General features: G+C 60.3%; 23 protein-coding genes. 11 read left to right on the top strand and 12 right to left on the bottom strand.

From position 1 onward, the window contains the following. Window positions 1-66: 66 nt before the first annotated feature. The 3 genes from AAIS01_RS02020 to AAIS01_RS02010 all read right to left on the bottom strand — a co-directional run bounded on the left by AAIS01_RS02020 (window position 67) and on the right by AAIS01_RS02010 (window position 3,362). On the bottom strand, window positions 67-1,017 hold the full coding sequence (locus tag AAIS01_RS02020) for an ornithine cyclodeaminase family protein (protein WP_343467571.1): 951 nt from the start codon (window positions 1,015-1,017) through the stop codon (window positions 67-69). 125 nt (window positions 1,018-1,142) lie between these two features. Then, on the bottom strand, window positions 1,143-2,606 hold the full coding sequence (gene rhlB, locus AAIS01_RS02015) for an ATP-dependent RNA helicase RhlB (RefSeq protein ID WP_343467570.1): 1,464 nt from the start codon (window positions 2,604-2,606) through the stop codon (window positions 1,143-1,145). Between the two features lie 99 nt (window positions 2,607-2,705). Continuing rightward, window positions 2,706-3,362, bottom strand: a complete 657-nt coding sequence (locus AAIS01_RS02010) for an alpha/beta hydrolase (protein ID WP_047228858.1) — start codon at window positions 3,360-3,362, stop codon at window positions 2,706-2,708. Window positions 3,363-3,834: 472 nt separating this feature from the next. Here AAIS01_RS02010 and AAIS01_RS02005 point away from each other — a divergent pair, with 472 nt between their 5' ends. From AAIS01_RS02005 to AAIS01_RS01990, 4 genes are all read left to right on the top strand, one after another. Next, the gene (locus AAIS01_RS02005; RefSeq protein ID WP_343467569.1) at window positions 3,835-4,866 is read left to right on the top strand and encodes an amino acid ABC transporter substrate-binding protein; all 1,032 of its coding nucleotides are present in this window, start codon (window positions 3,835-3,837) and stop codon (window positions 4,864-4,866) included. Between the two features lie 65 nt (window positions 4,867-4,931). Further along, window positions 4,932-6,113 (top strand): amino acid ABC transporter permease, encoded by a 1,182-nt coding sequence (locus tag AAIS01_RS02000; RefSeq protein WP_343467568.1) that lies wholly within the window; start codon window positions 4,932-4,934, stop codon window positions 6,111-6,113. Window positions 6,114-6,125: 12 nt separating this feature from the next. Further along, window positions 6,126-7,223 (top strand): amino acid ABC transporter permease, encoded by a 1,098-nt coding sequence (locus AAIS01_RS01995; protein ID WP_092393681.1) that lies wholly within the window; start codon window positions 6,126-6,128, stop codon window positions 7,221-7,223. A gap of 11 nt (window positions 7,224-7,234) precedes the next feature. Then, a complete protein-coding gene (locus AAIS01_RS01990) occupies window positions 7,235-7,999 on the top strand; it encodes an amino acid ABC transporter ATP-binding protein (protein ID WP_047228862.1) in 765 nt (254 codons plus the stop codon). A gap of 64 nt (window positions 8,000-8,063) precedes the next feature. On the opposite strand, the gene AAIS01_RS01985 is transcribed toward AAIS01_RS01990, so the two are convergent. Together AAIS01_RS01985 and AAIS01_RS01980 are read right to left on the bottom strand one after the other, a co-directional pair. Next, the gene (locus AAIS01_RS01985; protein ID WP_343467567.1) at window positions 8,064-8,546 is read right to left on the bottom strand and encodes a type II toxin-antitoxin system MqsA family antitoxin; all 483 of its coding nucleotides are present in this window, start codon (window positions 8,544-8,546) and stop codon (window positions 8,064-8,066) included. Continuing rightward, window positions 8,543-8,854, bottom strand: a complete 312-nt coding sequence (locus tag AAIS01_RS01980; protein WP_214963248.1) for a type II toxin-antitoxin system MqsR family toxin — start codon at window positions 8,852-8,854, stop codon at window positions 8,543-8,545. The genes AAIS01_RS01985 and AAIS01_RS01980 overlap by 4 nt, the downstream gene beginning before the upstream one ends. Before the next feature lie 347 nt (window positions 8,855-9,201). Between AAIS01_RS01980 and AAIS01_RS01975 the strand changes: the two genes are divergently transcribed. The 4 genes from AAIS01_RS01975 (at window position 9,202) to AAIS01_RS01960 (ending at window position 12,442) form a co-directional block, all read left to right on the top strand. After that, window positions 9,202-10,506 (top strand): CynX/NimT family MFS transporter, encoded by a 1,305-nt coding sequence (locus AAIS01_RS01975; protein ID WP_343467566.1) that lies wholly within the window; start codon window positions 9,202-9,204, stop codon window positions 10,504-10,506. Between the two features lie 85 nt (window positions 10,507-10,591). Further along, window positions 10,592-11,062, top strand: a complete 471-nt coding sequence (locus tag AAIS01_RS01970; protein WP_047228866.1) for a nuclear transport factor 2 family protein — start codon at window positions 10,592-10,594, stop codon at window positions 11,060-11,062. Between the two features lie 41 nt (window positions 11,063-11,103). Beyond that, window positions 11,104-11,427 (top strand): GIY-YIG nuclease family protein, encoded by a 324-nt coding sequence (locus AAIS01_RS01965; protein ID WP_343467565.1) that lies wholly within the window; start codon window positions 11,104-11,106, stop codon window positions 11,425-11,427. Window positions 11,428-11,506: 79 nt separating this feature from the next. Beyond that, on the top strand, window positions 11,507-12,442 hold the full coding sequence (locus AAIS01_RS01960; RefSeq protein WP_343467564.1) for a glutathione S-transferase family protein: 936 nt from the start codon (window positions 11,507-11,509) through the stop codon (window positions 12,440-12,442). A 161-nt stretch (window positions 12,443-12,603) separates the two neighbouring features. Here AAIS01_RS01960 and AAIS01_RS01955 read toward each other — a convergent pair whose 3' ends face one another. Together AAIS01_RS01955 and yejK are read right to left on the bottom strand one after the other, a co-directional pair. After that, on the bottom strand, window positions 12,604-12,960 hold the full coding sequence (locus AAIS01_RS01955) for a glutaredoxin family protein (RefSeq protein ID WP_343467563.1): 357 nt from the start codon (window positions 12,958-12,960) through the stop codon (window positions 12,604-12,606). Further along, entirely contained in the window at window positions 12,960-13,964 is a 1,005-nt protein-coding gene (yejK, locus tag AAIS01_RS01950; protein WP_343467562.1) for a nucleoid-associated protein YejK, read from the bottom strand. The genes AAIS01_RS01955 and yejK overlap by 1 nt, the downstream gene beginning before the upstream one ends. Before the next feature lie 394 nt (window positions 13,965-14,358). Here yejK and AAIS01_RS01945 point away from each other — a divergent pair, with 394 nt between their 5' ends. Continuing rightward, window positions 14,359-14,640, top strand: a complete 282-nt coding sequence (locus tag AAIS01_RS01945; protein WP_047228872.1) for an HU family DNA-binding protein — start codon at window positions 14,359-14,361, stop codon at window positions 14,638-14,640. Window positions 14,641-14,895: 255 nt separating this feature from the next. Here the strand turns inward: AAIS01_RS01945 and rlmF are convergent, their stop codons facing one another. The 5 genes from rlmF to AAIS01_RS01920 form a co-directional block, all read right to left on the bottom strand. Beyond that, window positions 14,896-15,921: a 23S rRNA (adenine(1618)-N(6))-methyltransferase RlmF gene (rlmF, locus tag AAIS01_RS01940; RefSeq protein ID WP_343467561.1), complete on the bottom strand. Its 1,026-nt coding sequence runs from the start codon at window positions 15,919-15,921 to the stop codon at window positions 14,896-14,898. Between the two features lie 254 nt (window positions 15,922-16,175). Next, entirely contained in the window at window positions 16,176-19,022 is a 2,847-nt protein-coding gene (locus AAIS01_RS01935) for a valine--tRNA ligase (protein WP_343467560.1), read from the bottom strand. 243 nt (window positions 19,023-19,265) lie between these two features. Beyond that, complete coding sequence (locus AAIS01_RS01930) at window positions 19,266-19,631, bottom strand: DNA polymerase III subunit chi (protein ID WP_343467559.1); 366 nt, start codon at window positions 19,629-19,631, stop codon at window positions 19,266-19,268. 7 nt (window positions 19,632-19,638) lie between these two features. Further along, window positions 19,639-20,067, bottom strand: a complete 429-nt coding sequence (locus tag AAIS01_RS01925; RefSeq protein ID WP_047228876.1) for a DNA polymerase III subunit chi — start codon at window positions 20,065-20,067, stop codon at window positions 19,639-19,641. 60 nt (window positions 20,068-20,127) lie between these two features. After that, a complete protein-coding gene (locus AAIS01_RS01920; protein WP_343467558.1) occupies window positions 20,128-21,618 on the bottom strand; it encodes a leucyl aminopeptidase in 1,491 nt (496 codons plus the stop codon). 313 nt (window positions 21,619-21,931) lie between these two features. Here AAIS01_RS01920 and lptF point away from each other — a divergent pair, with 313 nt between their 5' ends. Continuing rightward, entirely contained in the window at window positions 21,932-23,053 is a 1,122-nt protein-coding gene (gene lptF / locus AAIS01_RS01915) for an LPS export ABC transporter permease LptF (protein WP_343467557.1), read from the top strand. Continuing rightward, complete coding sequence (lptG, locus tag AAIS01_RS01910; RefSeq protein WP_343467556.1) at window positions 23,046-24,107, top strand: LPS export ABC transporter permease LptG; 1,062 nt, start codon at window positions 23,046-23,048, stop codon at window positions 24,105-24,107. The genes lptF and lptG overlap by 8 nt, the downstream gene beginning before the upstream one ends. The last annotated feature ends 13 nt before the right edge of the window (window positions 24,108-24,120 follow it).

The following is a 24,120-nucleotide window of genomic DNA, read 5'->3' as shown; positions in this document are numbered from 1 at the left end:
CAACATTGATGTGGCAGACACACCGCTTTCGCGAGCGAGCCCGCTCCCACAGGGAATCGAGTTGTGTCAGTGATGGTGCAACCGGTAAAGCGCATTCGCCAGCGCAACGTCTTCCAGCCCCAGGCCGATGGAGCGGAAGAACACATGGCGTTCATAGTTGGGACGCGCCACGTGTTCGCTGAGCAGTTCAGGCAAATCCCCCACCAGGCGTGAGACGTCCCAGCCGTGCTGTTCAGCGGCAATCAGCATTTCACCGGCCGATCCTGGCGTGGTCTGACGATAGTCACAGAACACGTCCATGTCGTTGAGGCTCTGGGGTGGCACTTCGTGGGCGCGCGGAGCATTGGTGCTGATGGAGGTAATCAGCGCCGGCTTGGTCAGTGTCTGCGGGTCGAGCACTGCCTTGGCGGACGAGGTGCAGAGCATCACCACATCGGCGTCGTGCAGCGCCGCTTCAAGGCTGGCAGCGATTTGCAGGCGCGGATCCAGCTCGGTGAGCGAAGCAAGCTCTTGCGCCGATTTATTTTGCAGGCTGGGGGAATAGAGGCTGATGCTTTGCCAGTCCCGCAGGCCCTTGACGTATTGCACATGAGCCTTTGCTACTGCGCCGCTGCCGATGACTGCCAAGCGCCGGGCCTGGAATGGGGCGAGGGCATCCACGGCGACGGCAGTGGTGGCTGCGGTGCGGGCGGTCGTCAGTTCGGCGGCATCGCACAGCAGCAGTGGCTGGCCGGTCTGCATCGACATCAGCAAGGTCCAGGCGGTCACCACTGGACCTTGCTCGCGCACGATATACGGTGAGGTCTTGACCCCGTAGACCTGCTCGTCAACCAACACGCCCAAGTAGTTGATGAAGTCCCCCGCACCCTGTGGAAACTCCACCCATTGCTGGGCCGGTTGCACTGCCTGGCCGGCAGCAAGGTCGAGGAACAACTTGCACAGGATCTGCGGCACGTCGACTTGGCCGAGCAGTTCTCGGGCTTGGGCTTGGTTCATCACATACGGGGCGTTGAGCATGGGGACTCCGGAGTGCTGGAATTAAACTATTTTGTCTATTATGGACTTTTAGTTTTATCGAGCAATACGCCGGACAAAAAAAAGCGCAGCCACCCAGGGCTGCGCTTTTTGGCTGGTTGCGTCGGTTAAGGCCGCTTGCGCTCAACCGGACGAAGCAGGTGGGTCGGCGGGGTTTCGCAACTGATCTTTTTCCCCAGCAGCGCCTCGATGGATGGCAACTGATAGGAATCATCCTCCCCGGCAAAGCTGATGGACACGCCCTCGGCACCAGCGCGACCCGTGCGCCCGATCCGGTGCACATAGTCATCCGGCACTTCCGGCAGGGTGAAGTTGATCACGTGGCTGATTCCGTCGATATGAATGCCGCGCCCGGCCACATCGGTGGCCACCAGCACCCGGATCTTGCCTTCGCGAAAGCCTTCCAGCGTCTTGATGCGCTTGTGTTGCGGTACGTCGCCGGACAACTGGGCGGCGTTGACGCCATCGCGCACCAGGCGCTCCTCGATGCGGCGTACTTCGTCCTTGCGGTTGGCGAACACCATCACCCGCTCCCAACCGTTGTCGTTGATCAGGTTGTAGAGCAGCTTGTACTTGTCGGCACCGGCCACGGCGTAGATGTGCTGCTCGACGTTTTCGCTGGCGACGTTCAGCGCCTCGATCTCGACGATGGACGGGTCGGTGGTCCATTGCTTGGCCAGGTTCATCACGTCTTCGGTGAACGTGGCGGAAAACAGCAACGTCTGGCGTTCGCTTTTCGGCGGGGTCTGACGAATGATCTGGCGCACTTGCGGGATGAAACCCATGTCGAGCATGCGGTCGGCTTCGTCCAGCACCATCACCTCGACCATGTCCAGGTGCACATCGCCGCGCTGGTTGAAGTCCAGCAGGCGCCCTGGCGTTGCCACCAGAATGTCGCAGTGGCGGGCTTCGAGATGCTTGAGTTGCTTGTCGAAGTCCATGCCGCCGACAAACGTCATCACGTTCAGTCCGGTGTACTTGGTCAGGTCGGCGGCGTCCTTGGCAATCTGCACCACCAGTTCGCGGGTCGGGGCGATGATCAGCGCCCGTGGCTCGCCCATATAGCGTTCTTTGGGCGGCGGGGTCTGCAGCAACTGGGTGATGATGGAAATCAGAAATGCGGCGGTCTTGCCGGTGCCGGTCTGGGCGCGGCCAATGGCATCTTTACCGGCGAGGGTGAAGCCCAGCACCTGCGCCTGGATCGGCGTGCAGTACGGGAAGCCCAGGTCCTGGATGGCGTGCATCAGCTCAGGGGCAAGCTTGAAATCATGGAAGCGGGTCTTGCCTTCCTGGGGTTCTACGACGAAATCCTCGAGCTTCCAGGCGACGACCGGCGGTTTTGGGGCGCGCTCGCGGCGTGGCTTGGGGGCATCGTTGCGTGGCTGTTCCGGCGCATGGGCTACAGGCGCGGTGGTCGTGTCTTTTTCTGTGTTCGCAACAGGCGTGGTGCGCCGCGGTTTTTTTTGCACCTCGGCACGGCTCGGGCTATGGGCAGGTGCGCTGGGGCCAGGCACGAGCTGCTCGGCCTCGCTTTTACCGAACATCTTCTTGAGTGCTTTGAGCACGGTCATCTCATCGATTGGTTAAGGAATGTACGCCGGCCAGTGTAATGCAAGAAACGGGCGCGGCGTAGTGTGATCGTCAAGGGGTTGACATGTCCTCACGCCCGCTTAGCGCAGCCGCTCGCTCAGCCAGGTGCCGATGTCGCGAATCTCCTCGGGTAACACTTCGTGTCCCATTGGGTATTCCTGCCATGTCACGGTGACACCATGTTGCTTCAAATACTCTTTCGCGGTCCGCCCCATGGGGTTGAGTACCACTTCGTCGTATTGGCCGTGCAATGCCAGGACCGGAATGCGTTGCTGGCTCGCTGACAATTGCAGTTCTTCGCTGAAAGTCGGTGCATAAGTGGACAGCGCAACCACGCCTCCCAAGGGGCCCTGCCATTTCACGAATGCGGTGTGATAGACCACCGCGCCGCCTTGGGAGAAACCCGCCAGGAAAATTCGCGAGGCGTCTATTCCGAGGGCTCGCTGGGCTTCGATCAGGTCGATGACCCGTTGCGCCGACACTTCGAGCTGCTGCTCGTCGATGGCGCGCGCAGGGCTCAGGGCGCGGATGTCATACCAACTGGGCATGGCGTAGCCGCCGTTGATGGTCACCGGCTGGGTTGGCGCTTGAGGCAGAACGAAACGTGTCGTGAGCAGGCTTTGCTGCAGCATTTCGGCCACCGGCAGGAAGTCGTAACGATCGGCGCCCAGGCCGTGGAGCCAGATGACGCACGCGTCGGCGGTGCCGCTGGGCTCGAGAATCAAGGGGTCGGTCATGGTGTGCTCCAGATCTGTGCGGGCGCGCTCATTCAGTGCGTTATTACAGTGCGGGCCCGGTGCCTCAGTTAATTAGATGTCGCAATGTTAAAAGTTTTTGTCTTGACGTGTCACATAAGGGCCAAGCGCAGCGGTGTGGTACGGCGTTTGCTTTGAGGTAGCTTGAGTGATGATTCTTACGCTGCGCGGTAACACTATCAGCTTGACGCGACGCATGGGATATCAGAAATCCGGTGATGGATGTTCGCCAATAGCCGCTACGGGCTTCGCGAACGTGAAGGGCTACAGCCCGTTCGGCCGATTGGTGAGAGATGAGTAGGCGCCCTGTTTAAGGGCATTCTCATTATTAGACTCATAGCGAAGGTCCAGACGTCGGTTGACCCTAAAAAAAGCCAACAAGGGTCGGCAATGCCCCATAAGGGTGCGACAGGGCTCGAGCTCCGACACAACAAGAGCAAAACTGGAGGTTTGAATGAAGTTACTGAAATCCACCCTGGCCGTCGTGACTGCAGCAGCAGTGCTCGGCGTCAGCGGGTTCGCTCAGGCGGGTGCAACCCTGGATGCCGTACAGAAGAAAGGCTTTGTGCAATGTGGCGTGAGCGATGGCTTGCCGGGTTTCTCGGTCCCGGATGCCAAGGGCGTGATTCTCGGCATTGACGCGGACTTCTGCCGTGCCGTGGCCGCTGCCGTGTTCGGCGATGCGAGCAAAGTGAAGTTCAGCCAGTTGAACGCCAAGGAGCGTTTCACCGCGCTGCAGTCCGGTGAAATCGACATCCTTTCGCGCAACACCACCATGACCAGCTCCCGTGACGCGGGTATGGGCTTGATTTTCCCAGGCTTCATCACCTACTACGATGGCATCGGTTTCCTGGTAAACAAAAAGCTGGGCGTCAAGAGTGCCAAGGAACTGGACGGTGCAACCATCTGCATCCAGGCCGGTACCACCACCGAACTGAACGTTTCCGACTACTTCCGTGGCAACGGTCTGAAGTACACCCCGATCACCTTCGACACCTCCGATGAAAGCGCCAAATCGCTGGAATCCGGTCGTTGCGACGTGCTGACCTCCGACAAGTCCCAGCTGTTCGCCCAGCGCAGCAAGCTGGCCGCGCCGAAGGACTACGTGGTTCTGCCGGAAACCATCTCCAAGGAGCCATTGGGTCCGGTCGTGCGTAATGGCGACGAAGAGTGGGCGAAAGTCGTGCGCTGGACTGGCTACGCCATGCTCAACGCTGAAGAAGCCGGCATTACTTCGAAGAACGTCGAAGCTGAAGCCAAATCCACCAAGAACCCGGACGTCGCCCGTATGCTCGGCGCTGACGGTGAATACGGTAAAGACCTGAAGTTGCCGAAAGACTGGGTTGTCCAGATCGTCAAACAAGTCGGTAACTATGGTGAAGTGTTCGAGAAGAACCTGGGCAAAGGCACGCCACTGGAAATCGACCGCGGCCTGAACGCGCTGTGGACCAACGGCGGCATTCAATACGCACCACCAGTGCGCTGATGGTTCTATCACCCGGTGGGCCAACCACCGGGTGATGTTCTGTTCCATTCTTTGCGGGGCACTTCATGCAAAATTCAATCGGCGCACCTAAGCAGAGGCTCAGCCTCAGCGATCCACGCGTGCGTGCCTGGGTATTTCAGATCGTCACCATTGTGGCGGTGGTTTCACTGGGCTGGTTTCTGTTCGACAACACGCAAACCAACCTTGAGCACCGGGGCATCACCTCCGGTTTCAGCTTTCTGGAGCGCAGTGCCGGGTTCGGCATCGCTCAAACCCTGATCGACTACACCGAAGCGGACAGCTACGCCCGTGTCTTTGTCATCGGGTTGCTCAACACGCTGCTGGTGACGTTCATCGGCGTGATCCTGGCGACGATTCTCGGTTTCATTGTCGGCGTGGCCCGACTGTCAAAAAACTGGATCATCGCCAAAGTGGCCACGGTGTATGTGGAGGTTTTCCGTAACATCCCGCCCCTGCTGCAGATCCTGTTCTGGTACTTCGCCGTATTCCTGACCATGCCGGGGCCGCGTGCAGCCCATAGCTTCGGCGACACCTTCTTTGTCAGCAGTCGGGGTCTGAACATGCCGGCCGCGCTGGTGGCGGACGGGTTTTGGCCATTCGTGATCAGCGTCGTGCTGGCCATCGTCGCCATCGTGCTGATGACCCGCTGGGCCAACAAGCGTTTCGAAGCCACGGGCGAGCCGTTCCATAAATTCTGGGTGGGCCTGGCGTTGTTTCTGGTGATCCCGGCGCTGTGCGCCCTGATCTTCGGTGCCCCTGTGCACTGGGAAATGCCGGAACTCAAGGGCTTCAACTTCGTCGGTGGCTGGGTGCTGATTCCCGAGTTGCTGGCATTGACTTTGGCACTGACGGTGTACACCGCGGCGTTCATCGCCGAGATCGTGCGTTCGGGCATCAAGTCGGTCAGCCACGGCCAGACCGAAGCCGCCCATTCCCTGGGCCTGCGCAACGGTCCGACCCTGCGCAAGGTGATCATCCCGCAAGCCCTGCGCGTGATCATCCCGCCGCTGACCAGCCAATACCTGAACCTGGCGAAGAACTCCTCGCTGGCAGCTGGTATCGGTTATCCGGAAATGGTTTCGCTGTTTGCCGGTACGGTGCTGAACCAGACCGGGCAGGCGATCGAAGTGATTGCGATCACCATGAGCGTGTACCTGGCGATCAGTATCAGCATTTCCCTGCTGATGAACTGGTACAACAAGCGCATTGCGCTGATCGAGCGGTGAGGAAAAACGCGCATGACATCCCATACTTTCAAGCCTGACATGCCCCCACCGAGCAGTAGCATCGGTGTCGTGGCATGGATGCGCGCGAACATGTTCTCCAGCTGGCTCAACACCTTGCTGACGTTGTTTGCGTTCTACCTGATTTACCTGGTCGTTCCACCGATCCTCAGTTGGGCGATCCTTGATGCCAACTGGGTCGGCACCACGCAGGCTGACTGCACGAAGGAGGGCGCCTGCTGGGTGTTCATCCAGCAGCGCTTTGGTCAGTTCATGTACGGCTACTATCCGACGGGCCTGCGCTGGCGCGTGGACCTGACCGTGTGGCTGGCAGTCATTGGCGTGGCGCCGCTGTTCATCTCGCGCTTCCCGCGCAAGGCCGTCTACGGCCTGAGCTTCCTGGTGCTGTATCCGATCATTGCCTGGTGCCTGTTGCACGGTGGCGTGTTCGGTCTGGCCACTGTGTCGACCAGCCAATGGGGCGGCCTGATGCTGACCCTGGTGATCGCCACCGTCGGTATTGCCGGTGCTTTGCCGCTGGGTATTGTGCTGGCTTTGGGGCGGCGCTCCAACATGCCGGCGATCCGCGTGGTTTGCGTGACCTTCATCGAGTTCTGGCGCGGCGTGCCGTTGATCACGGTGCTGTTCATGTCTTCGGTGATGCTGCCGCTGTTCCTGCCTGAAGGCATGAACTTCGACAAGCTGCTGCGGGCACTGATCGGCGTGATCCTGTTCCAGTCGGCCTACGTGGCTGAAGTGGTGCGTGGCGGCCTGCAAGCGATCCCCAAAGGTCAGTACGAAGCGGCCGCGGCGATGGGCCTGGGCTACTGGCGCAGCATGGGCCTGGTGATTCTGCCGCAAGCCCTGAAAATGGTGATCCCGGGTATCGTCAACACCTTCATCGCATTGTTCAAGGACACCAGCCTGGTGATCATCATCGGCCTGTTCGACCTGCTCAACAGCGTGAAACAAGCCGCCGCCGACCCGAAATGGCTGGGCATGGCCACCGAAGGCTATGTGTTCGCCGCCCTGGTGTTCTGGATTTTCTGTTTTGGTATGTCCCGCTATTCCATGCATTTGGAACGCAAGCTGGACACTGGCCACAAGCGTTAGGAGCGTAGTTTATGAGTGAAGCGATCAAACAGCCTGTGAGCCCTGAAGGCATTATTCAGATGCAGGGCGTAAACAAGTGGTACGGCCAGTTCCACGTGTTGAAAGACATCAACCTGAACGTCCAGCAGGGCGAGCGTATCGTGTTGTGCGGCCCGTCGGGTTCCGGCAAGTCCACCACCATCCGCTGCCTCAATCGTCTGGAAGAACACCAGCAGGGCCGCATCGTGGTCGATGGCGTGGAACTGACCAACGACCTCAAGCAGATCGAAGCGATCCGCCGTGAAGTCGGCATGGTGTTCCAGCACTTCAACCTGTTCCCGCACTTGACCATCCTGCAGAACTGCACCCTGGCGCCGATGTGGGTACGCAAGATGCCCAAGCGCAAGGCCGAGGAAATCGCCATGCATTACCTGGAGCGCGTGCGCATTCCAGAGCAGGCGCACAAATACCCGGGCCAGCTCTCTGGCGGTCAGCAGCAGCGTGTGGCCATCGCCCGTGCCCTGTGCATGAAACCGAAAATCATGCTGTTCGACGAACCGACTTCGGCACTCGACCCGGAAATGGTGAAAGAGGTTCTGGACACCATGATCGGTTTGGCCGAAGACGGTATGACCATGCTCTGCGTGACCCACGAAATGGGCTTTGCCCGCACCGTGGCCAACCGTGTGATCTTCATGGACAAGGGCGAAATCGTCGAACAGGCCGCGCCGAACGACTTCTTCGACAACCCGCAGAACGACCGCACCAAGCTGTTCCTGAGCCAGATTCTGCATTGATCCGGCGTTAGGCATTGAAATAGACCCGGACTGTGCTCCGGGTTTGTTTTTTGTGCATCGGTGCTCAGGCAATCGTCAGGGTTTCGTGCTCTTTGTGAATGGTCGATTTGAATTGTCTCAAGTCCGCGCCTTCCGTCAGGGTCCGTGCATCGGTAAGCAAGTGCGGGTAGAGATCGAGCAATCGCATCAGCAATATCAGTGCTTTTGGCGGCAATACCTCACCGCGCTCGTAGCGGGAAAACGCGTTGTGCCCCCCGCCGGATAAAAGCAATACCGCTTCTTTTTGTGACAGGTGCAGTTTGCGGCGAATGCGCTTCATCTCCTCACCGATCATCTGCCTGGCAGCGGTAACCAGTTCATCACCTGCGTCCGTGTGGCGCTGCGAACAATCAGGATCGAGCTCGACCTCCCCACATACCTGACACTCCCAGCCAGACAAATCATCAACCCGGCGTTCCAAACCCTTGACGCTCAGGGTTTCGCCGCGACCTTCGAAATGCAACATGCCCTCCAGGGCTCCACAGCTAAGACACTGCTGGGTTTTCATGAGTTTTTCTCCTTGAAGGAAATCACCGGTGGACCCCCGCTGGGGCGGTACGTCACCTTGATGTAAATCTCCAGACCCTGTGAATTGAGGTGATAGACGTCATGCCAGACGCGATGATCGTCATAGGTGGTCATGGACTTGTAAAAGTGTTGTCGCTGAAGCTCGGAAATGATCTCTTGCATGTGCCAGACATTTAAACCAAGTGCCCAGGCGGTATTTTTTGCGCTGTTGGTGAAAGCGTTTCCTCCAAGCCGTCTGACCTGCGCCTTTATCACGGCCAGTTCATAATGAGGTGTGTTCTTTTCCATAAGAGACCATAACCTGGATGTATAAATTACCCTTTAAGGGTAATTTTGACCAATCGAAAATTTTGTTCAGTGCCCTCCCATGACCTTAGGTGGTTGCCGTCCTACAAGAAGCTGACTAACCTGTCAGAAAACTCAACCCGTGATGACAATGCCGCGCTTAGCCAGCTTTATCGCTATGTCTTCAGCGTGATCGGCGCACCGTTGCGCCAGAGCCTCATACCGTCCCTCGCCATCACCTGTGTTCGACCTGCGCATCGAAATTCTCGATGCCGTCGAACAACGGCATCCGCACAGGCCAAGGCCTTTCGTCGGCAGTGGATCAATGAACCCTGAACCAGAGCTTTTCCATGTCCCGCGATACGCTTGACCGCAGCACCCCGACGACGCCCAAACGCGCCGCAGAGCTTGAAGAACTGTTGATCGACGCCGAGGCCGACGACGAACAGGCCCAGCAACCCCATCCCGTGTTGCGCAGGCCCTGGCTGTTGTTGCTTGGACTGATCCTGGTTGCACTGAACCTGCGTCCGGCGCTGTCGAGCATGGCCCCGCTGCTCAGCGAAGTTTCAAAAAGCCTTGGTTTGTCGGCTGCCCAGGCCGGCTTGCTGACTACGCTGCCCGTGCTTTGCCTGGGCCTGTTCGCACCGCTGGCGCCGGTGCTGGCGAGGCGCTTTGGCGCCGAGCGCGTGGTGCTGGGGATCTTGCTGGCTCTGGCCGGCGGGATCATCTTGCGCAGTTCTTTCGGCCAGGTTGGTCTGTTTGCTGGCAGCATCCTGGCCGGTGCGAGCATTGGCGTGATCGGTGTGCTGCTGCCGGGCATCGTCAAGCGTGACTTTGCCAAACACGCCGGCGCCATGACCGGCGTCTACACCATGGCACTGTGCCTGGGGGCGGCACTGGCGGCTGGGGCCACCGTGCCGTTGAGTGAGCATCTGGATCACAGTTGGGCGATGGGCCTGGGGTTCTGGGTGGTGCCGGCGCTGCTGGCCGCGGTGTTCTGGCTGCCGCAAGTGGGCCCGAAACACGGTGCGCATCAGGTGGCGTATCGGGTTCGTGGTTTGCTGCGTGACCCGTTGGCCTGGCAGGTGACGTTGTACATGGGGTTGCAATCGTCCCTGGCTTACATCGTGTTCGGGTGGCTGCCGTCGATTCTCATTGGCCGCGGCTTGACCCCGACCCAGGCCGGGTTGGTGTTGTCCGGCTCGGTAATCGTGCAACTGATCAGTTCCCTGGCCGCGCCTTGGCTGGCGACCCGGGGCAAGGATCAGCGCCTGGCCATTGTGATTGTCATGGTCATGACCCTCGGCGGGCTGTTCGGATGCCTCTATGCGCCCATTGAAGGTTTGTGGGGTTGGGCGATCCTGCTGGGGTTGGGGCAGGGCGCCACGTTCAGCCTGGCGCTGACGCTGATCGTGCTGCGCTCGCGGGACGCCCATGTGGCCGCGAACCTTTCCAGCATGGCACAAGGGTTCGGCTACACATTGGCGTCCATGGGGCCATTCGCGGTCGGGGTGGTTCACGACTGGACCGGTGGCTGGAGTGCCCTGGGCTGGATCTTCGGCGTGATTGGCCTGGGCGCGATCATTGCGGGCATCGGGGCCGGCCGGGCGCTATACGTTGGGGTCAGCAGCGAAAGAGTCAGCGATCTTCGCTGAGGTTATTTTCATGGCGAATGACGATAGTGTTCCTCGCCAGAGCAGATTATCGTGCAGCTCTACTGAAGATTTCCGGAGCTTGTCCATGAGTGATGCCCATAACGCCCTGATCACCCGCTTCTACCAGGCCTTCCAGCGCCTGGATGCCGACGCCATGAGCGCCTGCTACACCGACGACGTGGTGTTCAGCGACCCGGCGTTCGGCGAACTGCGCGGGCGCGATGCGGGCGACATGTGGCGCATGCTCACCACCCGGGCCAAGGATTTTTCCCTGACCTTCGATAACGTGCGCAGCGATGAGCGTACCGGCGGCGCCCACTGGGTGGCGACTTACCTGTTCAGCCAGACCGGCAACACCGTGGTCAATGACATTCAGGCACGGTTCGTGTTTCGCGATGGCAAGATTTGCGAGCACCATGACAGTTTTGATCTGTGGCGCTGGTCTCGCCAGGCGCTGGGTACCAAGGGCCTGCTGCTGGGCTGGACGCCACTGGTTCGCAATGCCGTCAGGGCCCAGGCCCTCAAGGGGCTGCGGGCGTTTCAGGCCAGTCGCTGATAAGATCGCGGCTTGTTTTCCTGACGCCTGCCGAACATCCTGTGACGACCGCCAAGCCATCTTCCGACCTGCCAGGGCACGCTGTAGCCGAACCGGGCAAACCCTGGTTCGTCTATCTGGTGCGGGCCGCCAACGGATCGCTGTACTGCGGTATCAGCGATGACCCGGTGCGGCGTTTCGCCAAGCATCAAAGCGGCAAAGGCGCGCGTTTTTTTCTTTCCAGCCCGGCGGTGGCGCTGGTGTATACCGAAGCCTGCCGCGACAAGGGTGAAGCCTTGCGTCAGGAGCGGCTGATCAAGAAACTCAAGAAAAGCGCCAAGGAATGCCTGGTGGCGAGTGCATCGTTGCTCCATCAACCCCACTGATACGTCTTCATCAGGAAGGTAGGCTGTCTGACCCCGGCACGCTAAGCTGCAGGACTTCCTCCCTGCAGTGGCGAACCTCATGTCAGAGCTGATTCTTCATCATTACCCGACCTCTCCCTTCGCGGAGAAAGCCCGTTTGTTGCTGGGTTTCAAGGGCCTGTCCTGGCGCTCGGTGCATATCCCGCCGATGATGCCCAAGCCCGACTTGACGGCACTGACGGGGGGCTACCGCAAAACCCCGGTGCTGCAGATCGGTGCCGATGTTTATTGCGACACGGCGCTGATGGCCCGCCGACTGGAACAGGAAAAAGCCTCGCCGGCGCTGTTTCCCGAAGGCCGGGAGATGGTTGCAGCGTCTTTTGCCGCATGGGCCGATTCGGTGGTGTTTCAGCATGCGGTGAGCCTGGTGTTCCAGCCTGAGTCGGTGGCGGTGCGTTTCGCCAAGCTACCGCCCGAAGCGATCAAGGCATTCATCGCCGACCGCGCCGGGCTGTTCAGCGGCGGCACGAGCACACGCTTGTCCGCCGAACAGGCCAAGCATCAATGGCCAACGATCATGGCGCGCCTGGAGCAACAATTGCAGCGCGAGGAAGGGGACTTTTTGCTGGGCGATCCCTCGATTGCCGACTTCGCCATGGCTCACCCACTGTGGTTTCTCAAAGGCACGCCGGTGACTTCTCCGCTGGTAGACGCCTACCCGGCGATCTCGGCATGGCTGGCGCGAGTGCTGGGTTTTGGCCACGGTGCGCCGAATCAGATGAGTTCCGAAGAGGCCCTGGAAGTCGCCCGCAACGCGACACCGGCGGCGCTGCCGGAGGAGTCGTTCGAAGAGCCGAACGGGTTTGCATTGGGGCAGCGTGTGACCATCGCCGCCACCGATTATGGCGTCGATCCGGTGGCCGGGGAGTTACTGTTTGCCGGTCGCGAAGAGCTGATCCTGCGTCGCGAAGACGCGCTTGGCGCGGTGGTGCATGTGCACTTTCCGCGGTTCGGGTTTCGGATCGAGGCGGTCTGAACTCCACTAACAGGATGGTCGCTGCGCCGCCATCGCGAGCAAGCTCGCTCCCACAGGGATTCGCGGCGAACGCGAATCCTGTTACCACTGCAAATCCAGTGTGGGAGCGAGCTTGCTCGCGATGAGGCCGTCAGATCCAACATCACCGTCGCGGGACAAACTTATTTCGCAGACAGTGCCTTGAGAATATTCTCCGGCTCATACCCACGTATCAACGTGCCATTCACATCGAGGATCGGAATCCCCCGGCCACCCAGCGCCTCATAGGCTTTGCGTGCCAGGGCGTCTTTCTCGATATCGAACTCGCGAAACGGTACGCCTTTTTCATCCAGGAACCGCCGTGTGGCCTTGCAGTAACCGCACCAGTCGGTGGCATACAAGACGACCCGGGCATCGGCCCGGATCTGTTCAGGCAGCATCTGCGAGGGGTTGAACACCCGTTCGATTTTGCCCCAGTTCTGGTACGCCACAATCACCAGAACAATCAGCAGGAATTTCTTGAGTACCTTTCCAAGCATCAATTGCGGCGCTTGAGCTGATCGGTCAGCGCCGTGGGCAGGCCCTTGATGATCAGCGTGCCGGCTTCTTCGTCATATTCGATCTTGGAGCCCAGCAGATGGGCTTCGAAGCTGATGGACAAGCCTTCGGCGCGGCCAGTGAAGCGGCGGAACTGGTTGAGGGTGCGTTTATCCGCCGGAATCTCCGGTGACAGGCCATAGTCCTTGTTGCGGATGTGATCGTAGAAGGCTTTCGGGCGATTTTCATCGATCAGCTCGGACAGTTCTTCCAGGCCCATCGGCTCGCCGAGTTTGGCCTGGCTGCTGGCGTAATCCACCAGGGTCTTGGTTTTTTCCCGGGCGTCGTCTTCGGGCAGGTCTTCGCTTTCGACGAAGTCACTGAAAGCCTTGAGCAGGGTACGGGTTTCGCCGGGACCGTCGACGCCTTCCTGGCAGCCGATGAAGTCGCGGAAGTATTCCGAGACCTTCTTGCCGTTCTTGCCCTTGATGAACGAGATGTACTGCCTGGACTGTTTGTTGTTCTGCCATTCGGACACATTGATCCGCGCGGCCAGGTGCAGTTGGCCCAGGTCAAGGTGACGGGACGGGGTCACGTCCAGCTCGTCGGTGACCGCCACGCCTTCGCTGTGGTGCAGCAGGGCGATCGCCAGGTAATCGGTCATGCCCTGTTGATAATGGGCAAACAACACGTGGCCGCCCACCGACAGGTTGGACTCTTCCATCAGCTTTTGCAGGTGCTCCACCGCCACGCGACTGAATGCGGTGAAATCCTTGCCGCCGTCGAGGTATTCCTTCAGCCAGCCGCTGAATGGATGCGCCCCGGACTCGGCATGGAAAAAGCCCCAGGCCTTGCCTTGTTTGGCGTTGTAGCTCTCGTTGAGGTCGGCGAGCATGTTCTCGATGGCTGTGGACTCGCTCAGCTCGGAGTCACGGGCATGGAGCACGGCGGGCGTGCCGTCGGGTTTTTTGTCGATCAGGTGGACGATGCAATGACGGATCGGCATGGATTTCTCGGCTGATGGAAGAGAGGAGGGCACGCTCCCCCAAAAAGGCCCAGTGTACCGCAATCACTGGTTTTGGAACCCTGCAAAGCCCCTTTCAGAGCCGTCCGACACGCCATATGCATTTTTTTACCGTTTTAGCGCAAGAAAGCTGACCAAATGGGTAGCTAGAGGCGGATATTTCACAGGCGTTGTGCTAGTTTTGCCCGGTCTTACGCGAAGTCACTGCGTTAAGCGTGCATTCAGCATTTGTCAGGTCGAACCAAACCCGGTTTTCGGCATCTATTACCCCGATCCGTCGTGGTGATTGCCGAGGGTGCCTGATCAATGAGATTGGGCTCGATGGCTGACACTGCACTCTGCAATCCATATGAATTTGATAGGGAAGGAACACTACATGGCTCTTACTAAAGACCAACTGATCGCTGACATCGCTGAAGCTATCGACGCGCCGAAAACCACCGCGCGTAACGCTTTGGACCAACTGGGTCAGATCGTTGCCGATCAGCTGGAAAATGGCGGCGAAATCACCTTGCCAGGCATCGGCAAGCTGAAAGTCACCGAGCGTCCTGCCCGTACCGGCCGCAACCCTTCGACTGGCGCCGCCATCGAAATCGCGGCCAAGAAAGTTGTGAAGTTCGTGCCAGCCAAAGCGCTGACCGACGGCATCAACAAGTAAGATCGCGTTTAAAAGAAAACCGTGCCTCGGAGCGATCCGGGCACGGTTTTTTGTTGCCCTGAATAAAGTGGCCTGTGGCGAGGGGATAAGTCCCTCATGGTGCGGCTTTGGAGCTTGCTCCCGCTGGGTTGCGCAGCGACCCTAAAAGCAGGCTGAACGTGGTCTGCCTGATTCACCGAAGTGTCAGACCTTGGGGCTGCTGCGCAGCCCAGCGGGAGCAAGCTCCCTCGCCACAGGAGTGAGCGCTATACCGATTCAGTCCTTGCGGGCCCAGCGTGCCTGGCGCCAGGCCTGCTGCTGCGCTTGATCCTGGAAGGTCCAGGCCACGAAACGGCTCTGCTTCTGCCCTTGGGACATTTCTGTGACCTGGCTGTGTAGCGCCCCGGCCTTTTTCAAGGCTGTTTGAATCGCCGGCAGGTTCGAAGCCTTCGACACCAGCGTACTGAACCACAGCACCTGATTGGCCAACTGCGCGCTTTCACGGATCAGTTGCGTCACAAACCGGGCCTCTCCGCCCTCGCACCAGAGCTCTGCGGCCTGACCGCCGAAGTTCAGCACCGGCAGCTTGCGCTTCGGGTCGGCCTTGCCCAGCGCACGCCATTTGCGCTGGCTGCCCTTGGTGGCCTCCTCCAGGGACGCGTGGAAGGGTGGGTTACACATTGTCAGGTCGAACCGTTCGGTCTCTTCCAGCAACCCCAGCAGGATCTGAGTGCGGTTGGCTTGCTGGCGCAACTGGATGGCTTTGTCCAAACCGTTGGACTGGACAATGGCTTTGGCCGAGGCAATGGCCGTCGGATCGATCTCCGATCCGAGGAAATGCCAGCGGTAATCGCTGTAGCCGATCAGCGGGTACACGCAGTTGGCACCCGTGCCGATGTCCAGCACCTTCACCGCTGCCCCGCGTGGGATCGTGCCTTCGTTGTGGCTGGCCAGTAAATCGGCGAGGAAATGCACGTAGTCCGCACGTCCTGGCACGGGAGGGCACAGGTAATCGGCCGGAATGTCCCAATGGGCGATGCCATAGAAGGACTTGAGCAGCGCCCGGTTGAACACCCGTACCGCGTCCGGGCTGGCGAAATCGATGCTTTCCTTGCCGTACGGGTTGATGATCACGAACTTCGCCAACTCGGGCGTGGACTTGATCAATGCCGGGAAGTCGTAGCGGCCCTGGTGGCGATTGCGTGGGTGCAAGCTGGCCTTTTCCCGTGGTGCCACGGCTTTGGCCTCGGTGGCGGGTTTGGGCTTCTGGCGTGCAGGTCTGGGGGGGCGGGGGGCGGTCATGGGCGGGTCGATTCGGGGATGGCTCAAAAAGTGGCGGGTATTGTCCCACATCCGGCTCGGTCTTGATGACTGCGCAGTTTAAATGTGGGAGCGAGCTTGCTCGCGAAAGCGGTGTGTCAGTTGACGAATAAGCTATCTGAAGCACCGCTTTCGCGAGCAAGCCCGCTCCCACAGGGTTCTTCATTGTTTGGAAAAAAGTGCCAGGCATAAAAAAGGAGGTCCATCCGGACCTCCTTTTTCATTGCAAATCTCCGTTACAGGCTGGAGATCCGCGCATGTTGCTCGGCCAGCTTGCCCAAGGCCTGCTCGGCCTCGGCCAGTTTGGCCCGTTCCTTCTCGATGACTTCAGCCGGCGCCTTGTCAACGAAACCGGCGTTGGACAGTTTGCCGCCGACGCGCTGGACTTCGCCCTTCAAACGCAGGATTTCCTTGTCCAGGCGCGCCAGTTCGGCCGCTTTGTCGATCAGACCGGCCATGGGGACCAGGACTTCCATCTCGCCAACCAGGGCGGTGGCCGACAGCGGCGCTTCTTCACCAGCGGCCAGGACGGTCACCGATTCGAGCTTGGCCAGTTTCTTGAGCAGCGCTTCGTTCTCGTGGAGGCGGCGCAGGTCTTCGGTGCCGGCATTGTTCAGGAACAGGTTCAGCGGTTTGCCCGGGCCGATGTTCATTTCGGCGCGGATGTTACGCAGGCCCAGCATGAAGGTCTTGAGCCATTCGATGTCGTCTTCGGCTGCCGGATCGATGCGGGTTTCGTTGGCCACCGGCCACGGTTGCAGCATGATCGTCTTGCCTTGGGCGCCCGCCAGCGGCGCAACGCGCTGCCAGATTTCCTCGGTGATGAACGGCATGAACGGATGCGCCAGGCGCAGGGCCACTTCCAGCACCCGCACCAGGGTACGGCGGGTGCCGCGCTGGCGTTCGATCGGGGCGTTTTCGTCCCACAGCACAGGCTTGGACAGTTCCAGGTACCAGTCGCAGTACTGGTTCCAGATGAACTCGTACAACGCTTGTGCCGCCAGGTCGAAACGGAACTGATCAAGCTGGCGGGTCACTTCGGCTTCGGTGCGTTGCAACTGCGAAATGATCCAGCGATCGGCCAGGGTCAGTTCGAAAGCCTCGCCGTTCTGGCCGCAGTCTTCGCCCTTGTCCAGCACGTAGCGCGCGGCGTTCCAGATCTTGTTGCAGAAGTTGCGGTAGCCCTCGACGCGGCCCATGTCGAACTTGATGTCGCGACCGGTGGACGCCAGCGAGCAGAAGGTGAAGCGCAGGGCGTCGGTGCCGTAGCTGGCGATGCCGTCGGCGAATTCTTCGCGGGTGGCCTTCTCGATCTTCTTCGCCAGCTTTGGCTGCATCAGGCCCGAGGTGCGTTTGTGCACCAGGGTTTCCAGATCGATACCGTCGATAATGTCCAGCGGATCCAGGACGTTGCCCTTGGATTTGGACATTTTCTGGCCCTGGCCATCGCGCACCAGACCGTGCACGTAGACGGTCTTGAATGGGACTTGTGGCGTGCCGTCTTCGTTTTTCACCAGGTGCATGGTCAGCATGATCATCCGGGCGACCCAGAAGAAAATGATGTCGAAGCCGGTGACCAGTACGTCGGTGGAGTGGAATTTCTTCAGGAACTCGGTCTGCTGCGGCCAGCCCAGGGTGGAGAAGGTCCACAGGCCGGAGCTGAACCAGGTATCGAGTACGTCGTTGTCCTGCTGCAAGGCAACGTCCGGGCCGAGGTTATGCTTGGCGCGGACTTCGGCTTCATCGCGGCCGACGTAGACCTTGCCCGACTCGTCGTACCAGGCCGGGATGCGGTGACCCCACCACAGTTGGCGGCTGATGCACCAGTCCTGGATGTCACGCATCCACGAGAAGTACATGTTTTCGTATTGCTTGGGCACGAACTGGATGCGACCGTCTTCTACTGCGGCAATCGCAGGCTCGGCCAGCGGTTTGGTAGACACGTACCACTGATCGGTCAGCCACGGCTCGATGATGGTGCCGGAGCGGTCGCCTTTCGGCACTTTCAGGCCGTGATCATCGACGCTGACCAGCAGGCCGGCCGCGTCGAACGCCGCGACGATCTGCTTGCGCGCTTCGAAGCGGTCCAGGCCGGCGTATTCGGCCGGGATCTGGCCGTCGACAGTTTCGTTCAACGTGCCGTCGAGGTTGAACACCTGGGCCGCCGGCAACACGTTGGCGTTCTTGTCGAAGATGTTCAGCAGCGGCAGGTTGTGGCGCTTGCCGACTTCGTAGTCGTTGAAATCGTGGGCCGGGGTGATTTTCACGCAGCCGGTGCCGAATTCGGGGTCGCAGTAGTCATCCCCGATGATCGGGATGCGACGACCGACCAATGGCAGTTCGACGAACTTGCCGATCAGGGCCTGATAGCGTTCATCGTTCGGGTTCACCGCCACGGCGGCGTCGCCGAGCATGGTTTCCGGACGCGTGGTGGCGACGATCAGGAAGTCCTTGCCTTCAGCGGTTGTGGCGCCGTCGGCCAAGGGGTATTTGAGGTTCCACAGGAAACCTTTCTCGTCGTGGTTCTCCACTTCGAGGTCGGAAATGGCGGTGTGCAGCTTGGTGTCCCAGTTGACCAAGCGTTTACCACGATAGATCAGCCCGTCTTCGTGCAGGCGCACGAAGGCTTCTTTCACCGCTTCCGAGAGACCGTCGTCCATGGTGAAACGCTCGCGGCTCCAGTCCACGGACGAGCCCAGGCGGCGAATCTGGCGGCTGATGTTGCCACCGGACTCGTCTTTCCATTCCCAGACTTTCTCGAGAAATTTCTCGCGTCCCAGGTCATGGCGGTTCTGACCCTGGGCTTCGAGGCGACGCTCCACCAGCATCTGCGTGGCGATGCCCGCGTGGTCGGTGCCCGGCTGCCAAAGGGTGTTGCGGCCTTGCATGCGGCGGAAACGGATCAGGGCATCCATGATCGCGTTGTTGAAGCCGTGGCCCATGTGCAGGCTGCCGGTGACGTTCGGCGGCGGGATCATGATGGTGTAGGAATCGCCCGCGCCTTGCGGAGCGAAATAATTCTCGGACTCCCAGGTGTTGTACCAGGAAGTTTCAATGGCGTGCGGCTGGTAGGTCTTATCCATGCGCGGCGGGACCCTATTGGCATTTATTCAGGAAAAGCCGGGAAGTATAGCGGGCGGGGGAGATGCAAGCCACACGCAGCGAGCTGGAAGCGAGCAGTGATACCGATAGTGTGTGAACACAGTTAAACAATGTGGGAGCGGGCTTGCTCGCGAAAGCGGTGTGTCAGGTATACATGTGCCAGCTGACACACCGCTTTCGCGAGCAAGCCCGCTCCCACAGGGTTATTCGGTGGGTAGAACGGGTTATTCGTACTGACTCAGCAACCGCTCCATCCGCGCATCCAGCCGGCGCTTGATCTCGGTCTCGATGTGCGGAGCGAAGTCGTCGATGACGTCTTGCATGATCAATTGCGCGGCGGCGCGCAATTCGCTGTCCAGGTGCAACAGGGCATCGGGGCCTTTGGCCTCGGTCTTGGGCGCTGGCTTGGGCTCGGGCTGGCCATTGATCGGCTCGAACAGCAGTGGAATCTGCTCGTCATGCTCGGGTTCGGGCTCCACCGTATCGGTCAACAGCGGTGGTTGCAGGTTGTCGTCGCCGAGCAGTTGGCGGATCGATTCAAGGTCGTCCAGCAGGTGCGTAGGCTTTTGTGGCGGTTTTGGAGTGTCCATCGTGGGCTCAGAGTCGCTGTAAACGGTGGTCTTGCAGAGGATAGCCCTGTTCGCGGTAGAAACGAAAACTCTCCCGCGCGGCCTGCCGGATGCCCGGGTCTTCCACCACCACTTCCGCCACGCGGGCGAAGCGCTGGGCAAAAGGGGGTACTTTCAGGTCAAGGTTGACCAGCAAGTCCTGGTGCTGACCGCAGTCATCCCCCAGCCCGAGCACGATCAATCCTTCGGGTTCATTTTCGGCCGGGCCATGGGGCACGAAGCTTTCGCCCTTGAAAGCCCACAGGCGTGCATCGAGGTCATCGCGCTGGGCCGCATCGCTGCAATGCAGGTAGATGCGGTGGCCCATGCGCCAGGCTTTCTCGGTGAGCTTGCAGGCGAAATCCAGTCGCGCCGATGGATCGGCGCTGGGCAGGATGTAGAAATCGACTTTGGTCATTGCAGTTCCTGAGCCGCCATTGGCGCCGCCCGACGGCGACGCCAACGTCGGTCATCGGTGTCAGGCCTTGGCGCGGTCCAGCAGGTACTGGGTCAGCAGGGGAACCGGCCGGCCGGTGGCGCCCTTGTCCTTGCCGCCGCTGGTCCAGGCTGTGCCGGCGATGTCCAGGTGCGCCCAGTTCAGGTTCTTGGTGAAGCGCGACAGGAAGCACGCCGCCGTGATCGTCCCGGCTTTTGGGCCGCCGATGTTGGCGATGTCGGCGAACGGGCTGTCCAGTTGTTCCTGGTACTCGTCGAACAGTGGTAACTGCCAGGCGCGGTCGTCGGCTTGCTGGCCGGCGCTGAGCAGTTGGCCGATCAGTTCGTCGTTGTTGCCCAGCAGGCCCGAGGTGTGGGCGCCCAGGGCGACGACGCAGGCGCCGGTCAGGGTGGCGATGTCGATCACCGCTTGCGGCTTGAAGCGCTCGGAGTAGGTGAGGGCGTCACACAGCACCAGGCGGCCTTCGGCGTCGGTGTTGAGGATTTCCACGGTCTGGCCGCTCATGGTGGTGACGATGTCGCCCGGACGCGAGGCGGTGCCGCTGGGCATGTTCTCGGCGCAGGCCAGGATGCACACCAGGTTGATCGGCAATTGCAGTTCGAGCACGGCGCGCAGGGTGCCGAACACGCTCGCGGCACCGCCCATGTCGTACTTCATCTCATCCATGCCGGCGCCGGGCTTGAGGCTGATGCCGCCGGTGTCGAAGGTGATGCCCTTGCCCACCAGGGCGTAAGGCTTCTCGGACTTCTTACCACCGTTGTATTGCATGACGATCAGGCGCGGCGGCTGGGCGCTGCCCTGGCCGACGGAGTAGAACGAGCCCATGCCCAGGTCTTTGATTTTCTTCTCGTCGAAGACTTCGACTTTAAGGCCCTTGAATTCCTTGCCCAATGCCTTGGCCTGTTCACCCATGAATGTCGGGTGGCAGATGTTTGGCGGCAGGTTGCCCAGGTCGCGGGTGAAGGCCATGCCATTGGCAATCGCGGTGGCGTGGGTCACGGCGCGCTGGACTTCGGCCTGTGCAGCCTTGATGGTCAGCAGGGTGATTTTTTTCAGGGCGCGAGGTTCGGCTTTCTGGCTCTTGAACTGGTCGAACTGGTATTCGCCGTCCACCAGGGTTTCAGCCAGCAGGCGGTTTTTGCCGTAGCTGTCGCGACCCTTGACCACTAACTCGTCCAGCGCCAGGACGGCATCAGCGCCACCCAGGGCCTTGAGGGTGCCCAACACGCCGGCGATGATTTTACGGAACGGACGGTCGCCCAGTTCGGCATCCTTGCCCACACCCACCAGCAGGACCCGTTCGGCCTTGAGGTTGGGCAGGTTGTGCAGCAACAGGCTCTGGCCAACCTTGCCGGCCAGGTCGCCGCGCTTGAGCACGGCACTGATGGCACCGCCGCACAGGGCGTCGAGTTGGGTGGCGACGACGCCGAGCTTGCGGTCCTCACCGACGGCAACCACCAGCGTGGCGGTTTTCAACGTTTCTGGGCTGACGCTTTTTACAACCAGTTCCATGTGCGGATCCCTGAGTGAATGGTCAAGATGCCAGGCGCCGAGACAATGGCGCGCTGAGCGAGCTTCTTCTATATAAGAGAAGCGCCGGTGCTTGCCGGCGACAAAGGCCGCAGTTTGAACCCCGGTGCCCGGGCCTGACAACCCCACCGACAGCGCTAAGTTATGGCTTTAAGCGCCGGGTTAAAGCGTGCGAAGTGACAGGCGCCTCCAATCACAGGATAATGCGGCTCTTTTTTCGGCGGCTCGCTGCGTGAGCTGGCTCGATACGTTTCTTGTTTGGCCGCCTTAGCCTGACAACCCTGGAGTGTCTGGTTTGATCGTCTTCCGCTATCTATCCCGCGAAGTCCTGCTGACCCTGAGCGCCGTCAGCGCCGTGCTGCTGGTCATCATCATGAGCGGGCGCTTCATCAAATACCTCGCCCAAGCGGCCTCCGGCGCCCTCGATCCAGGTTCGCTGTTCCTGATCATGGGTTTCCGCCTGCCAGGCTTTTTGCAACTGATCCTGCCGCTGGGGCTGTTTCTAGGCATTCTGCTGGCCTACGGCCGTTTGTACCTGGACAGCGAAATGACGGTGCTGTCGGCCACGGGCATGAGTCAGCAGCGCCTGTTTCGCATGACCCTCTTCCCGGCCACGCTGGTGGCGTTGGTTGTAGCCTGGCTGAGCCTGAGCCTGGCACCCCAGGGAGCCAATCAGTTCCAGATGCTGATCAACCAGCAGGACGCCCTGACCGAGTTCGACACCCTGGTGCCCGGACGCTTCCAGGCCCTGCGCGATGGCACTCGAGTCACTTATACCGAGGAACTCTCGGAAGACCGGGTTGACCTGGGCGGCGTCTTCATTACGCAAAAGAACGTGTCTTCCGACACCAAGAAGGACCGTGGCATTTCGGTGCTGGTGGCGGCGAAGGGGCGGCAGGAAATCAACCCCGACGGCAACCGCTACCTGATCCTGGAAAATGGCTATCGCTACGATGGCAAGCCGGGGCAGGCCGACTACCGGGCCATCAAGTACGACACCTATGGTGTATTGCTGCCCAAGCCTGAGGTCAGCGACGAAGTCACCGACCGTGATGCCATGCCCACCGCAAGTTTGCTGGGCAGCAACGACATCCGGGCGCGCACTGAATTGCAATGGCGCCTGTCGCTGCCGCTGCTGGTATTCATCGTGACCCTCATGGCGGTCCCGCTGGCGCGAGTCAATCCGCGCCAGGGCCGTTTCCTCAAGCTGCTACCGGCGATTCTTCTGTATATGGCTTACCTGACCATCCTGATTTCCGCCCGTAGCGCGCTGGAGAAAGGCAAGATCCCGCCCGCGCTGGGCCTTTGGTGGGTGCATTCGATCTTCCTGGCGATTGGCCTTGGGTTGCTTTACTGGGAGCCACTGCGCCTGAAGCTGGCCAGTCGTCGCAGCGCGCTGGAGGTGGCCCGTGGTTAAACTCGATCGGTACATCGGCAGCAGTGTGTTCATGGCGATTCTCGCGGTGCTGGGGATCATTCTTGGCCTGGCGACCCTGTTCGCTTTTATCGATGAAATGGGTGACGTCAGCGATACCTATACCTTGATGGACGTGCTGAGCTACGTGCTGCTGACCGCCCCGCGGCGGCTCTACGACATGCTGCCGATGGCAGCGCTGATCGGTTGCCTGATCGGCCTGGGCAGCCTGGCCAGCAACAGTGAACTGACCATCATGCGCGCCGCCGGTGTTTCCGTTGGTCGGATCGTCTGGGCGGTGATGAAGCCGATGCTGGTGCTGATGCTGGTAGGTTTGCTGGTCGGCGAATACGTTGCTCCAGCCACCGAAAACACCGCCCAGGCCAATCGCTCCCTGGCCCAGGGTGGCGGCGATGCGCAAAGCGCCAAGCATGGCCTGTGGCACCGTCAGGGTGACGAGTTCATCCATATCAACTCGGTCCAGCCCAACGGCATCCTGTACGGCGTGACTCGCTACCGTTTCGACGACCAGCGGCACATGCTGTCGTCGAGCTTCGCCAAGCGCGCCAGATTTGTTGAAGATCACTGGCAACTGAGTGATGTCACCACCACCTTGTTCCATGACAAGCGCACCGAGGTGGTCGCCGCCCCGCAGGAGCGCTGGGACGTGGCGCTGAGCCCGCAGTTGCTGAGCACCGTGGTGATGGCACCGGACTCCCTGTCGATTACCGGCTTGTGGGGGTATATCCACTATCTGGCGGATCAGGGCTTGAACAACGGTCGCTATTGGTTGGCTTTTTGGGTCAAGGTGTTGCAGCCGCTGGTCACCGCAGCCCTGGTGCTGATGGCCATTTCCTTTATCTTCGGCCCGCTGCGTTCGGTGACCCTTGGTCAGCGAGTATTTACCGGCGTGCTGGTGGGCTTTACCTTTCGTATTGCCCAGGATTTGCTGGGGCCGTCGAGCCTGGTATTCGGTTTCTCGCCACTGTTTGCAGTGCTGGTGCCGGCCGGTGTCTGTGCGCTGGCCGGGTTCTGGCTGCTGCGCCGGGCGGGTTGACCTCAATTCTTGT

The organism is Pseudomonas halotolerans (assembly GCF_039581215.1).
Lineage (GTDB): Bacteria > Pseudomonadota > Gammaproteobacteria > Pseudomonadales > Pseudomonadaceae > Aquipseudomonas > Aquipseudomonas tehranensis.
Note: the sequence above shows the minus strand (reverse complement) of the source record. Positions and strands in the feature narration are given on the sequence as shown.